Origin of the sequence: Acinetobacter sp. Tol 5, from assembly GCF_019702905.1 — a bacterium.
Classification (GTDB): domain Bacteria; phylum Pseudomonadota; class Gammaproteobacteria; order Pseudomonadales; family Moraxellaceae; genus Acinetobacter; species Acinetobacter bereziniae.
Window position 1 is genome coordinate 3,033,721 of sequence record NZ_AP024708.1, and the last position, 15,406, is coordinate 3,049,126.

Below are 15,406 nucleotides of genomic sequence, written 5' to 3' on the forward strand. Positions count from 1 at the left end.
TATACCATCCAAATTAATTATTCATGCTTCATTATATACACGGAATCCGTATAATCTATTTAATCATTACGATTTAACTTATAATATTTCGCTAAATCTTAAAATTAGGGCTTATTGATATAGTGTAGTGGCTTGCAAAAGCCTGCTAAAACCAAGTTTACCCTATTCACCTCAGTAATAAATTCTTGATCCAGATGACTGATAAACATAAAACCATAACCACGCGATTGCTCAATTTCTTCAGCCAGCTTCCTATTCCTGTGGCTCGTTTTATTGCCCGAATTTTAGCTGGATTAGTGAATTTGTTACGTATCACCAAGACATCTGAAATTATTCGTCTCAATGTCGAAATATGCTTTCCAGAATTAGACAAAGCGCAACGCGAAAGAATTACAGAACACGCCATTCGCAATGAATTACAGTCTTATATGGAGTTTTTTACCGTTTGGGGTGGATCAAATCAAAAAAATATTGATCGTATTCATCATATACAAGGTGAACATTATTTTCATGATGCCATTGCAGCAGGTAAAGGCTTAGTGCTAATCGTGCCGCATTTTGGAACTTGGGAAGTTATGAATGCTTGGTTTGCACAATACACTCAAATGACCATCATGTATGAACCGATCAAAGATGTCAGTGCCGATAATTTTGTACGTGCTGCACGAAGTCGTGAAAATGCTACCCTTGTACCCACGGATGAATCAGGTGTGCGTCAAATTTTTAGAGCCTTGAAACAAGGTGGAACAACCGTAATTCTGCCTGATCATACCCCTCATCAGGGAGGTGAACTGATTGAGTACTTTGGTATTCCTCTTTCTTCAAGCAATTTAAGTGCTAAATTGATTCAAAAAACCAAAGCCGAAGCACTGTTCTTATATGCCATCAGAAATGACAATCAAGGTTTTGACATGGTCATTCAACCTATTGATGAAGAAATCTATCAAGTCGATGCCAACCAAGGCACACGAATGATTTATCAATTATTGGAACAGCTTATTTGCCGATATCCCGAACATTATCATTGGAGTTATAAACGCTTTAAGGCCCATCCACTGCTTAAACAGATTTATAATGTTCCAAATAAAGAAGCAATGGAAATGACAAAGCTCATCCGCAATGGCTCAACTTTCAGCCCTGCCCAGCCATTTTAGTCTGTCACGAAAACTGTTTATTTTCATTTCTCCATGGCGATCAAGATCAATTTGAATAGTGCCCTGTTGACTAGTAGATTTTAGTGGAATATTCAAATGAGCCAGACGTTTTAATACGATCGGATGAGGGTGACCATAACGATTGTTGTATCCTGCCGATACGATAGCAAGCTTAGGCTGTAGTTGTTTTAAAAAGGCATAAGAGGAACTGTTCTGACTACCATGATGTCCCAATACAAGCACATCTACGTTTAACTCAGGATATTGTTGTAATAAATTAAATTCAGTTTCCCAACCTGCATCACCCATCAGCAAAAAGTTTTTAAAGGACTTTGATTGTGGTACTTGAATATAGACCACACAGGACTGTTCATTTTTATTATATGCCACCTGACTGAGTTTATTCTGGGCAGGTGATAATATCGAAATACGAATCTCACCATATTGCAAGACTTGTCCTTGCTGACAATATTCAAATGAGTACGGTTTAAAACCTTCATGCTGTTCATTGGAAAAAACTTTATCAATCTTGATCTGCTTTGCAATCTGTGTAAATGCCCCACTATGATCTCGATCTAGATGCGTTAAAATCACTTGATCAAGCTGGCTAACCCCTTGTCCCATCAGATAAGGTAACATCACCTGTTGCCCGATGCTCAATTGAGTTTCATCCCATGAACCGCCAGTATCAATCAGCATGTTATGTTGGGGTAATCTGATAAGCACGGCCTGTCCCTGTCCAACATCTAGAACATTCAACTGAAAAATTGAAGCGCTTTGTTGAGGTAAAAATAATGGGCTTAAGCATAACAAAGCCCAAAATTTAGGAACTGTTCCTTGAGGAAGAAACACAATAAAGATGGCAAATGCGATACATAAAATCTCGAGTTGGCTCAATGCCCACCAGCTCAACTCTCCCCCTAAAGATTGATCGAATAGTTCTAATACTGTGACCAAAATCGAAAGAAGCAGATCAGAAAACTGAAATATCCATAATCCAAGAGACTCAGAAAAAAAACTCAAAGAGGCTGCGATTATTTCAACAGGTACAATCAACGCCATCATTGGAATTGCAATCAAATTACTCAGAGGTGCAAGCCAAGAGAATTGTTGAAAGACCCATAAAACCAATGGCATGAGTGCAATAAAAATTTTCCATTGGGATTCGATCAAGAGATAAATAAAACGTTTGCTTTGTGTTTTCCATGTATCAATCTGTTGTTGATCTTGTTGCTGAATCGTTTGATAAATTCGAATCAAAATAAAACATGTTCCAAAAGACAAGACAAATGCTGCTGAAAGAATGCTAAAAGGATCAAACAATAATAAAATGCTGGCAGCCAACAATAGATGTTTAAGCGGTTGAATTTTTTGTTTTAACAAAATGATCAAACTTAAAATGATGATCGTCAACATGGTTCGAAGTGCTGGAATTTCAAAACCGACAAAAGCGGTATAAAACACCACACAGATTAAAAATGGGTAAACCAGTAAATACGGTCGTGGCACTTTTAAAAAGATAGCAGGGAAAAGTTGCTTGATGACCACATTGAATAAAAAGCAAAAAAGTGTCGCAAAAATCAATACATGAGGACCCGAGATTGCCAATAGATGGGAAATTCCCATTTTTTTAAATAAATCTTGGGTCGCACTGGGTAATAAACTTTCATCACCTGTTAATAGTGCTAGTAATAATCCTTGATGCTGTAAAGACGAATGAGCAATTAAGTTCCTAAAATCAAATCTTAATTTTTCGATTTTCAATTGTGCTTGTTTCCACCATGTGTGTTGATGGTCAACAAATGCAGCATACCCCATCTGTTTAACCTCATCAGAATCAATGAGATCAATTGACTTGGGTTGCAATATACCCAAAATATTTTCTTGAATACTCCATTTTTCTTTATCGAATGTGCCGTCTACTGCATAGCCGTGGATGGGCTTAATTTGTCCAGTCACCCGATAGTACTGCCCTAGTTGTAAAAGCTCTGCTTGGGATGGATTGGCATATAGTATGAGTTGTGTGGTCTGTTTAGGTGCTAAAAGCTGAACTTTTTGTTGAATCGTAGCAGTATTTGAAAATTTTTCGCTAGATGTCGACGTTTTCTGTCTAACTTTATTGATATGAGCAATATAGATAATTTGATCAATTTGATGGTGTGGTGTATCTCTTAACGTCAGTCGCTGCGACAATGCGCTATCTGCATAATGCCAGCCGAGTAAACCACTGACTAAAGTGATTAAAGCTGTTTGAAGAAGCTTAAAATATACAGAGGTAATGATTTTATAGTTGAAATAATGACTTACAATCAGCAGAAGATTTGCTCCGATACCTAAACAAAGTAACAGATTAATATGTTGCGGCAACGGATATCCCATCAATGAAACACCCAATATCCATCCGATCAAGAGGCAATATAGAGACATATAATTGTTCGATTTTATTGTTTTCAGTATGTTGGTGTTGATTAAGCCCAATTTTTGAACTTAATCATGGATGATCAATATACACTTAAGATTCAATCATGAAAATGACTAAAAGCTTTATTCACCTACCCAGATACCATCTTGCATATGCAAAATACGATCTGCAGATTTTGCCAATTGCTCATCATGGGTCACGATTAACATTGCCATATTGAATTCCTCACGTAAATCACGCAGTAACTCAAAAATAGATTTTGCTGTTTTTCGATCAAGATTACCTGTTGGCTCGTCCGCAAGCATCAACTTCGGCTGGGTCACCAAGGCACGCGCCAAAGCCACACGTTGACGTTCACCACCGGATAGCTCCCCAGGTTGATGCGTTAATCGGTGTGATAGCCCAACCCTTTCAAGCAAATACTCAGCGCGAGCTTTGACCTGTTTAAACTCGGCATCCTTTCTTAACATCAACGGCATCGCAACATTTTCAAGCGCAGTAAATTCTGGCAATAAATGATGAAATTGATAAACAAAACCTAAGTTTTCGTTGCGCAGAAAACCACGCTCGGCTTCACCTAAGTTGTCAAAACGTTTGCCATTGAGGTTGACCATGCCCTGAGTTGGACGATCTAAGCCCCCTAAAATATGCAATAAGGTACTTTTACCAGAACCACTTGAACCAACGATAGAAACAAATTCACCTTGATGGACCTGTAGGGACAAGTCTTTAATCACATCTACATGTGATTTCCCATCTGTAAACGATCTATAAATATTTTCCGCTTCGAGTACCACGGGTTGTACTGCACTATTCATAACGAAGCGCCTCCGCAGGTTGAATTTTGGCAGCACGCAATGCTGGATAAATAGTGGCAATAAAGCTTAGACCCAGTGATAGCGTCACAATAATCACAACATCTTGCCATCTTAAATATGATGGTAAATAGTTAATGAAGTAAGCATCAAAAAGATGTAAGCCAAATGCTGTATTAAGCCAACCGATAAAATTACTAATACCTAAAGCTGAGATTACCCCTAAAATTGCGCCAGTAACTGTACCAACAACACCAATCACTGTTCCCTGAACCATAAAAATTCGAGTAATAGTTGCTGGTGAAGCCCCCAGTGTTCTAAGAATCGCAATATCAGATTTCTTATCAGTCACCACCATCACCAATGAAGAAACGATATTGAATGCAGCCACCAAGACAATCAGAAAGAGCAATAAACTGACCATTGCCTTTTCCATTTGAATTGCACTAAACAAATTCCCATGTGTATACGTCCAGTCAGAAGCATAAAAACCACTTGGCAAATCACGCACAATTTCATTGGCAACTTGAGGTGCTTGGAAAATATCATCAAGCTTCATTCGAATCCCTTGCGCACCATCTGGAAGACGTAGCAAAGTCGAAGCATCATTTAATGCGATGTAACCCAAGCTAGAATCAACCTCTGCACCAATACTAAAAATTCCTACAATTTTAAAACGCTTAAAACGCGGAACAACGCCTGCTGGAGAGGGTGTTGCTTCAGGTAAAACCAAGGTGACATTGTCATTCAGACTTAAACCAAGTGCATCTGTCATTTGTTTACCTAAAACAATGCCATATTCACCTTTTTTCAGTTGATCTATGCTGCCTTCCACCATATGATTTTGAATAATTGAAACCTTTTTCTCATACTGTGGTTCAATCCCAGTCACCATGATGCCTGCAACTTGCCCCTGAGCAGTGAGCATGCCTTGTAATTGGGTAAATGGCGCAACACCAGTCACGTGTTGATGTTTTTCAATTTTTTTCGCAAGAACTGGCCAGTCTGTTAAAATTTGTGTTGAAGAAACAGTAGCTTGAGGTATCATACCTAAGACACGGTTCTTAAGCTCTCGGTCAAAACCATTCATAACAGATAAAACTGTAATCAGTACAGCAACCCCTAGGGTTAGACCGATCATGGAAACCAGAGCGATAAAAGAAATAAAGTGATTACTACGCCGCGCGCGAGTGTATCTCAACCCTATATACAGCGAGATTGGTTTAAACATACCATCTAGTCCGAGGTGTTTTATGGAAGCGTTACAGCAGCAAAATGAAATGATTGAACGTCGTGTCATGTCTCGAATTGATGCTGCATTGAGAATCAACTATCAAATCATTTCTGAAGAAGTTGCGCTGAACGATCCATATGATCCTAATTTTGTATTACCGCGCTATTTTCTACTACTTGCAGAATTAGATCAATTTGATCATGCACTTCACTACGAATTAGAACAATTAAATGAAAAAGATCAACAAATTGCTCGAATCTTATCCTTATTCAACCAAAAGTTAAACCTTATTACAGGGTCTCTTTACGATTCTATTGTACAAACCATGTTACCAACGCCACAAAACGTGAATTTTTCAGAAAGTGGCTTTAGTTTTATTAGTCAGCAATATCTTAAACAGGGCAGTTATATTCATGTGACCTTAAGTCACCCTGAAAATTTCTTTCATATTGCTGCCACAGCACAAATTGCATATTCGGAAACCGTTGAAAATGAACAGTATCGTGTAGGTGCTTATTTCATTACCTTACATCCGCAAGATAAAGTCAAACTTGCTGAATGTATTCAACAAAATACGATTTCATCCAGTGATTAATCTTTAAAATCGAGATTTGAATATGGATACCTCATTATTTGCGTTTTCACTCATTGCTTTGGGTATGGCACTCACGCCAGGTCCAAATATGATTTATCTTATTTCAAGATCATTGTGTCAGGGTCGTACAGCAGGTTTGGTTTCCTTAGCAGGTACTGCCCTTGGTTTTGTGTTCTATATGTTTTGTGCAGCGTTTGGAATTACTGCCCTGTTGATGACGATTCCACTTGCCTATGACGTATTAAAAATAGTAGGCGCAATTTATCTGGTCTATTTGGGTTGGAAAGCCATCAGCTCACCACAATCGCCCTTTGAAATGCACCATGTGCAGTCTTATTCCAATTCAAAACTGTTTTTAATGGGTTTTCTGACCAATATACTGAATCCTAAAATTGCCATGATGTATTTGGCTTTACTTCCTCAATTTATCCAACCGCATGAAGGTGCTGTACTTGTACAGACCTTGAAATTAGGTTTTGTACAGATTACTGTAAGCTTACTCACCAATGCCTTTTTTATTTTCTCAGCCAGTTCATTTACACAATTTCTAAATCGCCATGTACTTTGGTTAAAAGCACAGAAATGGTTTATGGGAACTGTGTTTTTTGGCTTAGCCACACAAATCATCCTGAGTTCAAAAAAGTAAAACTGTTAAATAGTCACAAGATACTAGAGTCAAGCTATTGAAAACTTATAAGGTAGAATATAATTTTTCTTGATCAAATAAATACAATGCGATGAAGCTATTGCTTAATGATATAAAGCTTTCATTGACACACTTTATACCTAAAGTTTAAATAGATTTGCGTAAGTAATACCTCACTTTGTACAAGCACTGTTTTATTTAAGCGCACTCTTACGCTACAAACAAATTAGTGTTTTGTTTTGGCTCATACACTCACGCTCAAGATGGCGACATCCATGTCAACTCAAGATACAAAGACCACCAATGATTCAAAACTGCAAAAATAAATGAATCACTTAAGTTAAAACACTTATTTGGCTAACTTATGAATTCGTTTGGCATAACTCGAATGTGCAGAATGGTCAAGTTTAGTCAGTATTCCATCATCACCTAAAACACGGCGTGCCCCTCTTTGTAACCATTGGGGCAATAAACCATAAGCGCCATGCACAGTTTGTAAATAATCAGGAACTGCAATGAATAAACGTGGCTTAATTAAAGCACTTACGACAGCATTGGCAACTTGCTGTGGGCTCACGGCTGGGATCGTTTTTGCCGCATTTTCAGTTCCCAAGGTTAGTTCAGTCAGCACCTTACTGGGAAGAATTGCAGTAAATTGAATATCTGAATCACGAAACTCGCCTGCAACTGCTTCAGTCAAACCAATCACCGCAAATTTGGTTCCAGAATAAATAGCTGAACCCGGTAAGGCAAAACGCCCTGCAAGTGACGCAATATTAACAATATGACCTTGTTGTTGTTTGATCAGTTCAGGCAGTGCCAATTGCATTCCAATGACTACACCACGAAAATTAATATCAATTTGCGCATCTGCCATTGCTGGATCTTCATCAATAAATGCCCCCATTGGCATAATGCCCGCATTATTCACCAATGAATATAAACTGCCGTAATGTTGAATCGTGTTGTCAATGAATTGGGCAAATGATGTGCGATCTCGTACATCAACTTGAAAAGCTTTAGCACCAATACGTTTTGCCTCTTTTTCAGCAAGTGCCAAATCAAGATCACCAATACTGACTTTTGCACCCAGTGCGATCAAAGCTTCTGCTGTAGCCAAACCTATACCACGTGCTGCACCTGTAATCGCAATCACTTTGCCTTTTAATTGTTGTTTTTTAAACATGGATTTGTCCTTTATCTTATCAGCAACTTAAGTTGCTTATTTTAGTGAATTAGCACGCTATATCTTGATCTTGTAAAAAATCATGATGCTGATTTTGTCTCTGGTTTATAATCAACACGATATTCTCGGAGATTAAAACGTTTCATTTTTTCACGCAGCTTAAATGTGGTCCATGGCCAGACTGTACTGTTACGACCATTTCGATCAATGAAATAGCTTTGACATCCACCTTTATTCCAGACTGTGGTTTGTAATGCAGCTTGAACTTCCTCATTGAACATTTTGGTCTTTTCTGGATGAGGCTCGATGGTTTGAATCCCCAAACGGATCGCCTGCTTTAAAGCATCTATGATATAGCCCAATTGCGCTTCAATAATGATAAAAGCAGAAGAACTCACCGCGATATTCGGTCCAAACATTAAAAAACCATTCGGGCAGTTTTCTACCATTGTTCCCATATAACCTTCCGGACTACCTTGCCAAACATCCGACATCCGTTGTCCAAAACGGTTATATACCCGTTTGGCAATCGGTGGTTCAGCAATTTCAAAGCCTGTTCCAAGAATGATTACATCTGCTTCACAACTTTCACCATTTGAAGCAATTAAAGTATTGCCTTTAATTTTAGTTAAACCACTGGCAATGACCTCTACATTGTCTTGTGCCAATGCTGGATACCAATTGTTGGATTGTAAAATACGCTTACAGCCAATGATAAAATCAGGAGTGAGCTTCTGGCGTAATTGCGGATTTTTAATATGATAGTTCAAATGCCATCGTGCTAGTTTTTGAAATTGCTTCATGGCTGCTGGACTTTGAATTCCACCATTAATGGTTTCAAAAATTCCATACACAGATCCACGCATGAGTTGTTGCGTCATCGGCAATAACTTAAACATGGCACGTACTGGAGCCAGTAAAGGCATATCAGATTTTGGCAATACCCATTGTGCAGTTCGTTGAAACACCGTTAATTGTTGCACCATCGGCTGTATTTGCGGTACAAACTGTAGTGCAGATGCCCCTGTTCCAATTACAGCAACTCGTTTTCCTGTTAAATCAATATCGTGACGCCACTGTGAAGAATGGAAAATCTCGCCTTTAAAATGTTCAATCCCTTTGACATTTGGTAATACAGGTTCATGCATAGGACCACAAGCAAGAATAGCAAATTGTGATCTCAATTCACCTTGATTGGTTTGGATGATCCAACAATCTTCTGCATCCGACCATTGTGCTTCAAGTGCCTCACGATTTAAGTGTACATGAGGCATGATCTTGTATTTATCTACGACATCAAACAAATACTGTTTAATTTCCTTTTGTTGAGCAAAAACTCGAGACCAAGCAGGGTTTTGTTCAAACGAATAAGAATACAATGCCGAAGGAACATCACAAGCACAGCCTGGATAAGTGTTTTCTCGCCATACACCGCCCATTTCTGCCGCTTTTTCCAACAAGATAAAATCTTCAATGCCCGCTTCTTTCAATTTGATCGCTGCACCCAGACCCGCAAAACCACCACCGACGATAATCACTCGATAAAAGATTTGATCCTTTGCATTATTTTTCTTTTGTTCCATATTAAAAATCGCTTAGAATGTGATCGACTGGAATAAAATGTCAAAAACGGAATGGCTTGTCAATTTCTATTGTTTAACAATTTAAAAGATTATTTGGTAGTTTTTGCCTATGCGTGAACAATTCAGTTTAAGCCGTGCTGAACGGCAACGATTACAGTTACAAGCAGAAATTTTAGAAGCTGCTTTTTTAGAATTTTCTGAACGCGGCTATCATCAAACAGCCATTTCAGACATTGCTAAACGGCTCGGTATTGGACATGGGACCTTTTATCGTCATTTTGAAAATAAGCGCGATATTCTCCAGCATGTCATTTCAGACACGATGCAAAAAATCATGGCGTTGTTGACTGGTGAGAATGCGCCTCAAGCTGTAAAAAATATTGAGGAATATCGGGAACAGTGTCAGCGTATTTCTGAACGTTTAAGGGCTTTTGCTCAAGAAAACCCACTCACCTTAAAACTAGTATTGCTCGAAGCAACATCGATTGATGCTGAAATGACACAGTTTATTCAAAATTTAATGCACATGGCTGGCATGCTTACAGCTGATTATCTTGAACATGGTGTGGAACAGGGCTTTTTTAGAGAAAATTTAGATTGTGAAAATACAGGACATAACATCATCGGTATGATCATGAATGGTGCCTTACGCTTTTTAGCCAATCCTGATGACTTAATTGGTTTAGAAAATTATGGAAATTCAATTATTGATTTAATTATCGGAGGTGTTGCTAAGACGTCCTGAATAGCAATATTAAAAAATATGTCCAATTTAGACATTGCTTGAAACAAGTCTGACAGCGCGCCATCATTGAATGTTGCTGTCAGATCACTGTCCTCAGTCAGTATTTGAAGCTCATAAACCATCTTTAGTCTGTTTACAGCCAATCACCATAATATTGGTAATGATGTCACCTGGACCAGTTAATGCCGTAATATTGCATAAATATTGTGCACGCTCTTGTACAGCGTTTTGATAGTATCCAGTAGGTCGATATTGGTTTTCATAAATCGCACCCACAACACCTTGCCCTCCAGTTTGTCCAACAACTCGCTGACCTGCATATTCAGAGCCAGTTTGCACAAACTGTTGTACCACATGTTGAGAAACTATAGAATTTTCCCACATTGCTGAACCGCCTAATTTGCTGGCAGGAACTCGGTAAGTCGGTGAACCAAAAATATCAATCGCTTTGTTTACATGTTGCCCAACCAATTTATCAGCAGCTTGTTTTACTGGATTCGGTGTAGTTACACAACCACTGAGTGACAACCCCAATGTCAATGCAGCCAAAAGACCGATCAGATTGGGTTTCAATCGACTCAGTAACTGTTGAGGAACATGGTTTAGCGTTTGTTGTTTTATCCACATAAGAATTTCCTTTTATTCGCTTTTGATTTTACTTTATTGATCTGTATTCAAGATCATCCAATGGATTTTCACAAAATATTGCTTCGTTTTTAGATAAAATTTAAAAGTCAGAAGCTCAATTTTATGGATCTAAATAATATTCAGCTCTCACCTTACCTTGCTCTAATTCAATCGCTCGTTCAGTCACTCGTTCAAGAAATTGCTGATCACAGTCTAAACCAGTCATTTTTTTACTAGATGTCGTTGGCGCATTTTCATCATCAAATGCAGTCTGATTACACTGATTATCTTTAAAGGTATGAATTGCTTGCCACTCTTTTTGTGCATCTAACAATCTTTTTTGTTCATTGGCTGTAAGTGTTACCGACAGTTTTTGCTCAGCATTTTTTAACCTTTGATTCTGACGTTGGTACTCTGCACTGATACATTTTTGCTTGTTGGTTGCTGATTTAGCAGCATACGTACATTCATCATATGTTTTTGAGTATTGTAATGTCGGTCTAGCCGATAACGCAGTTGCAACACTAGATAAACTCACAAATCCCCAAATATATAGCCATTTTGAAAAGATATTGTTCATACAATTCACTCATTGATCTAAAAATTTTATTGAAGACATTTAAATGTATTGTTCATAGATTGGTTTATTTATACGCTAAATTTTAATTCATGTGAAATTTAAACTATAATTAAGGGAATCGGCATTCAATAAAATTAAAAAAATTGAATCTTAGCTCAATATTTTTTGCGATGATTTGGATAATTTGCAGCCTCAAAAATGCGTTGTGTCTAACCCATCAGTTCAATAATTTAGGGGCATTAAGACTATTCCTGCTGGCTTTATCTTCTTCAAAAAAAGAACTTCCATGTAAATACATAAAAGTTCTTTTTGATTGTGAACATGATTAGCCAGGGAAAATACCACGTTCCATACGTGCTTTTAAGATCCGTTCACAACCCAAAATAAATGCTGCCGTTCTTAAACTACATATTTTTTCATTTGAGGTATGCCATACATCATTAATCGCCTGAACCATTAACTTATCCAAACGTTGGTTAATTTCTTCCTCAGACCAAAAATAGCTCGACATATCTTGTACCCATTCGAAATAACTGACGGTGACACCACCAGCATTACAAATCACATCAGGTACAACCGTCACACCACGCTGAATTAAAATATCATCTGCTTCTGGATAAGTTGGACCATTTGCACCTTCTAAAACTAATTTTGCTGTTAATTTCTGTGCTCGCTCAACTGTGATTTGTCCTTCCAATGCAGCAGGAATTAAAATATCCATCTCGACATCCCAAAAGTCCTCATCTGCAATTAACTGGCTATCGGTAAAATCTGCGACCCCTTGGTGAGTTTCCAAATGTTTTTTTAAACTTTCTAAATCAATACCTTCTGGGTTAAAAATGGTTCCAGTATGATCTTGGATTGCCACGATAAGTGATTGTGATTCTGCAAAAAGATAAGCTGCTTCACTACCCACATTACCAAAGCCTTGTACTGCAACTTTTGCACCTTTGAGTGGCAGCTTAATTTTTTCAGCGACCTCTCGACCAGTGACAAAGACACCACGACCTGTAGCTTTAATACGACCTAAAGATCCGCCCAAATGAATCGGCTTACCTGTCACAACGCCTGTGACAGTATGTCCCTGTCCAGATGAATAGGTATCCATAATCCAGCCCATTACATTGGGGTTAGTACCTACATCAGGTGCTGGAATATCTTTTTGTGGACCAATAATATGACTGATCTCACTGGTATAACGTCGAGTTAAACGTTCTAACTCACGCGGAGAAAGTTGGCGTGGGTCGACTCGAACACCACCTTTAGCACCACCAAAAGGTAGATTTAACACCGCAGTTTTAATGGTCATCCATGCTGAAAGTGCCATAACTTCATTTAAGTCGACATCTGGATGATAGCGAATCCCCCCTTTTCCCGGTCCACGTGACAAATTATGTTGTACACGGTACCCCTCAAAATGCTGAATCGTTCCATCATCCATCACGATTGGTACATCAACAATCAACGCGCGTTTGGGACGTTTTAATGTATCAATATAGCCCTTGAGATGTTCTAAATAAGGCGTCACCCGTTCGATTTGTTCAAGATAAGTCGACCATGGACCATGATTTTGAGCAATATAAGATAAATTCGACATGTATTGTTTTGTCCTTTTAATGCGTTGTGTTCAGGCATCAATCAAAAAGATAATTAAAAATAATATAAGCCGCTAATTTGGCAGTTCTGTTGTCCAAATCAAATTTTGGATTACACTCAGCCACATCAAAAACTTTAATTTTTCTAGAATTTTTAATGGCTTGAAATAAAGGATCAAATACTGATAAATCAATTCCTTTCACCGCAGGAGCACTCACACCTGGTGCGATACTGGCACTAAAGACATCTAAATCAACCGTGACATAAAGCACATCAACCTTTTCAATAAATTGATTTATTTTCAGTGTGATTGCATCCAAATTGCTTTCTCGTAATGCTTGATCATAAATATAGCGACAATTCAAACGATCTGCTGTTTCAAACAACACTTGAGTATTTGCATGTTTGGCAACACCAATACATAAATAATGAAATTCTTGCTGATATTGTGCTAATAAATGGGCAGCATTTAAAAAAGGTGTTCCCGAGCTTACATGTTCAGCTTCACGCAAATCAAAATGTGCATCAAAGTTGATAATGCCAATTGTTTGATTGGGTTGATGCTTCTGTACATATTGAAATAATCCAGAAAAACTTCCAAATGCCACTTCATGCCCACCACCTAAAACGATGGGTTGGCTTCCAGAGGAAAGACAAACTTCAACCTGATCAGCCAATTCCGCCTGTGCCTTTTCAAGATCACCATCTACACACATTACTGTGCCTAAATCCGCGATTGAAAGCGCTTGATGTACGGGTAAATTTGCCAATTGGGCACGTATTGCATCAGGCGCATCTGCCGCACCCAAACGACCTTTATTGCGCTTCACACCTTCATCTGAACCAAAGCCAATCAAGGCATAAGATGCATCAGCTTGAGTATTGATCACTTGATGGATACGCAAATGTGCTTCACCCTCACCATCGTTGCGTCCTTGCCATATAAATGAATGCTTCATAATAAATACAACTCTGTGAAAGTGTGCTTAGGGCTAAAATGAAACTTCTGTGCCATGTCGAATAATCCGCTTAGATAAATCACCACCCAGCCAGTAAACAATTTCAGAGGGATGCTCAATATCCCAAGCTATAAAATCGGCGAACTTACCTTGCTCTAAACTGCCGTGTGTATCTTGCAAACCGAGTGCAAAAGCAGCATTGATGGTGACAGCCGCCAAAGTTTGTTCAGGTGTCAATCGAAATAAAGTACTGCCCATATTCACCATTAAACGTAGGGACAGTGTTGGAGAAGTTCCTGGATTTAAATCACTCGATAGTGCAATACGCACACCATGTTTATGCAAGCTATCTAATGGTGGATACTGGGTTTCTCTCAGAAAATAAAATGCGCCAGGCAAGAGCACTGCAACAGTTCCCGAAGCGGCCATCGCTTTGGCATCATCTTCGGTCATAAACTCCAAATGATCAGCAGAAAGTGCGTGGTAACGTGCAGCAAGGCTTGAACCACCCAAAGATGAAAGCTGTTCAGCATGTAATTTCACAGGAAGATTTAACTGCTGTGCAGTTTTAAAAACACGCTCAACTTGAGCAGGTGAAAATGCCAAATGCTCACAAAAGGCATCGACGGCATCAACCAAACCTTCCTGCGCTAATTTCGGCAACATCTCATTGCAAATGTACTCAATATAAGCATCACTTCGCCCCTGATACTCTGGAGCTAAGGCATGCGCAGCCAAACAAGTACTACGTACTGTCATTGGCAAAGCATCCGCGATTTGACGAATAACGCGAAGCATTTTTCGTTCATTTTGATAGTCCAGACCATAACCTGATTTAATTTCAATCGTGGTTACGCCATCTTTGAGCAAACACTGAACTCGTTTCAAGGCTGTATTTAAAAGCTGTGCTTCACTTGCTTCCCGCGTGGCACGAACCGTACTGGCAATTCCACCACCGCTGGCGGCTATTTCTGCATAACTTATCCCTTGCAAACGTTTTTCAAACTCAACGCTGCGATTCCCCCCAAAGACACTATGTGTATGGCAGTCAATCAGACCAGGGGTTACCCATGCAGCATTGAGATCAATTGTCTCAGCATAATCATCTGCAGGAAGATTCTTTTGAGGACCAATCCAGTAGATATGTGGTCCTAAAGTCACGATTGCAGCATTTTCAATTATGGAATAATGCCCATTTTGCATGGTAGCGATATGACAGTTCGTCCAAAGTTTTTTCATTCACATTTCCTCATACTGCCTATGC

At 38.8% G+C, this 15,406-nt stretch carries 14 protein-coding genes; 4 read left to right on the forward strand and 10 right to left on the reverse strand.

Going from position 1 to position 15,406, the window contains the following annotated elements; genetic code table 11:
* Window positions 1–194 precede the first annotated feature (194 nt).
* Window positions 195–1,154, forward strand: a complete 960-nt coding sequence (locus TOL5_RS14100; protein WP_221260410.1) for a lysophospholipid acyltransferase family protein — start codon at window positions 195–197, stop codon at window positions 1,152–1,154.
* Here the strand turns inward: TOL5_RS14100 and TOL5_RS14105 are convergent.
* From TOL5_RS14105 to TOL5_RS14115, 3 genes are all read right to left on the reverse strand, one after another.
* On the reverse strand, window positions 1,125–3,581 hold the full coding sequence (locus tag TOL5_RS14105; protein ID WP_221260411.1) for a DNA internalization-related competence protein ComEC/Rec2: 2,457 nt from the start codon (window positions 3,579–3,581) through the stop codon (window positions 1,125–1,127). The genes TOL5_RS14100 and TOL5_RS14105 overlap by 30 nt on opposite strands.
* Before the next feature lie 117 nt (window positions 3,582–3,698).
* A complete protein-coding gene (gene lolD, locus TOL5_RS14110) occupies window positions 3,699–4,394 on the reverse strand; it encodes a lipoprotein-releasing ABC transporter ATP-binding protein LolD (protein ID WP_004831464.1) in 696 nt (231 codons plus the stop codon).
* Window positions 4,387–5,622, reverse strand: a complete 1,236-nt coding sequence (locus tag TOL5_RS14115; protein ID WP_004831465.1) for a lipoprotein-releasing ABC transporter permease subunit — start codon at window positions 5,620–5,622, stop codon at window positions 4,387–4,389. The genes lolD and TOL5_RS14115 overlap by 8 nt, the downstream gene beginning before the upstream one ends.
* Before the next feature lie 22 nt (window positions 5,623–5,644).
* Here TOL5_RS14115 and TOL5_RS14120 point away from each other — a divergent pair, with 22 nt between their 5' ends.
* Both TOL5_RS14120 and TOL5_RS14125 read left to right on the forward strand, forming a co-directional pair.
* Window positions 5,645–6,220, forward strand: a complete 576-nt coding sequence (locus TOL5_RS14120; RefSeq protein WP_005029975.1) for a PilZ domain-containing protein — start codon at window positions 5,645–5,647, stop codon at window positions 6,218–6,220.
* Window positions 6,221–6,242: 22 nt separating this feature from the next.
* Complete coding sequence (locus TOL5_RS14125; protein ID WP_042090236.1) at window positions 6,243–6,866, forward strand: LysE family translocator; 624 nt, start codon at window positions 6,243–6,245, stop codon at window positions 6,864–6,866.
* Between the two features lie 349 nt (window positions 6,867–7,215).
* Here the strand turns inward: TOL5_RS14125 and TOL5_RS14130 are convergent, their stop codons facing one another.
* Window positions 7,216–8,052, reverse strand: a complete 837-nt coding sequence (locus TOL5_RS14130) for an SDR family oxidoreductase (RefSeq protein WP_121774762.1) — start codon at window positions 8,050–8,052, stop codon at window positions 7,216–7,218.
* A gap of 80 nt (window positions 8,053–8,132) precedes the next feature.
* The gene (locus tag TOL5_RS14135; RefSeq protein WP_151780790.1) at window positions 8,133–9,635 is read right to left on the reverse strand and encodes a flavin-containing monooxygenase; all 1,503 of its coding nucleotides are present in this window, start codon (window positions 9,633–9,635) and stop codon (window positions 8,133–8,135) included.
* A gap of 109 nt (window positions 9,636–9,744) precedes the next feature.
* Here TOL5_RS14135 and TOL5_RS14140 point away from each other — a divergent pair, with 109 nt between their 5' ends.
* The gene (locus tag TOL5_RS14140; RefSeq protein ID WP_058968432.1) at window positions 9,745–10,380 is read left to right on the forward strand and encodes a TetR/AcrR family transcriptional regulator; all 636 of its coding nucleotides are present in this window, start codon (window positions 9,745–9,747) and stop codon (window positions 10,378–10,380) included.
* 111 nt (window positions 10,381–10,491) lie between these two features.
* Here TOL5_RS14140 and TOL5_RS14145 read toward each other — a convergent pair whose 3' ends face one another.
* The 5 genes from TOL5_RS14145 to hutI form a co-directional block, all read right to left on the reverse strand.
* The gene (locus TOL5_RS14145; protein ID WP_009584909.1) at window positions 10,492–11,007 is read right to left on the reverse strand and encodes a hypothetical protein; all 516 of its coding nucleotides are present in this window, start codon (window positions 11,005–11,007) and stop codon (window positions 10,492–10,494) included.
* A gap of 121 nt (window positions 11,008–11,128) precedes the next feature.
* Window positions 11,129–11,587, reverse strand: coding sequence for a lysozyme inhibitor LprI family protein (locus TOL5_RS14150; protein WP_151780791.1), 459 nt, complete (start codon window positions 11,585–11,587; stop codon window positions 11,129–11,131).
* Between the two features lie 325 nt (window positions 11,588–11,912).
* Window positions 11,913–13,184, reverse strand: coding sequence for a Glu/Leu/Phe/Val family dehydrogenase (locus TOL5_RS14155; RefSeq protein ID WP_042090244.1), 1,272 nt, complete (start codon window positions 13,182–13,184; stop codon window positions 11,913–11,915).
* Between the two features lie 37 nt (window positions 13,185–13,221).
* Window positions 13,222–14,142 (reverse strand): formimidoylglutamase, encoded by a 921-nt coding sequence (hutG, locus tag TOL5_RS14160; RefSeq protein ID WP_151780793.1) that lies wholly within the window; start codon window positions 14,140–14,142, stop codon window positions 13,222–13,224.
* A gap of 33 nt (window positions 14,143–14,175) precedes the next feature.
* A complete protein-coding gene (hutI, locus tag TOL5_RS14165; protein ID WP_151780794.1) occupies window positions 14,176–15,381 on the reverse strand; it encodes an imidazolonepropionase in 1,206 nt (401 codons plus the stop codon).
* Window positions 15,382–15,406: the final 25 nt, after the last annotated feature.